Below are 767 nucleotides of genomic sequence, written 5' to 3'. Positions count from 1 at the left end.
ATCGCCATATCGCGCGGGTCCAGATAGCCTTCGAATGCGGATTCTGCAAAAGGACCTGCCAGACACGCAACTATCTCTTGGATCGCTTCATCGCGTTGGAAATGTCGATCCATATCGTTCTCGAAAATCGGCTTTAGCTCCGAGGTGAATCCTTGCGCTGAATAGAAAACCGTGCCTTCGACAAAACCACCGCACTCTCCGTCACCGGCGTCGGGGTAAATACTAACACTTGAGAAAGCAGGGAGTTCACGGTCGTCGTCGAACATCTGACGGTGCAAAACGATGGCGGCCACCGCGTGCCCGGCTTCGTGATGCGCCACAGACGGGAGAAGATATTGGGAGGCTACATTCATGCGGTGCGGCTCTCAGATCTAGTTTCCATCCAAGCCCTGATATCGGATTCAAGCCATGCGACTCGGCCGGGGGAGATGCGACGCCGCTTAGGGAACAGGCCTGCCTTCAGAGTCGCGCGGTCGCGCTCGAACTGCGTTCCACTGAAGTGCTTCAGGGTCTTTGCCGACTGGCCGGCGGCCCAGGCAAGTGCCCGCTCGCCTTCCACATCTTCAAGCCAAAGATAGAGATCGTCGTCGGGAGCATCCAGCGTTGGACGGACATCAAATGCGTTCATGTCCGGACAGCCTTCAGAAAGAAGGGATAGAGGCTTCCGTTTGATCGGGAACGCTTAGTGTTGGTAGCGGCGCCCACATGTTCGAAAAGCGTGATCATTGATGAGTTCTTCCAGTCGGTGCGGCATCGCAGTGCTTTTG

2 protein-coding genes are annotated in these 767 nt (G+C 56.1%); both read right to left on the bottom strand.

Annotation, left to right across the window (positions count from 1 at the left end; translation table 11 throughout):
• Positions 1-353: hypothetical protein (locus P9230_RS32230; RefSeq protein WP_140671262.1), on the bottom strand; the 353-nt coding region annotated here is incomplete at its 3' end.
• On the bottom strand, positions 350-628 hold the full coding sequence (locus tag P9230_RS32225; protein WP_063169289.1) for an AlpA family phage regulatory protein: 279 nt from the start codon (positions 626-628) through the stop codon (positions 350-352). The genes P9230_RS32225 and P9230_RS32230, both read right to left, overlap by 4 nt.
• Between the last annotated feature and the right edge of the window lie 139 nt (positions 629-767).

Source organism: Mesorhizobium sp. WSM4887 (assembly GCF_029625865.1).
In the GTDB taxonomy this organism is placed as follows: Bacteria; Pseudomonadota; Alphaproteobacteria; order Rhizobiales; family Rhizobiaceae; genus Mesorhizobium.
This window is presented reverse-complemented; position numbering and strand designations above follow the sequence as displayed.

Coding starts and splice junctions, on each gene's coding strand:
- P9230_RS32225 (WP_063169289.1), bottom strand. CDS start 628: ATGAACGCATTTGATGTCCGTCCAACGCTGGATGCTCCCGACGACGAT.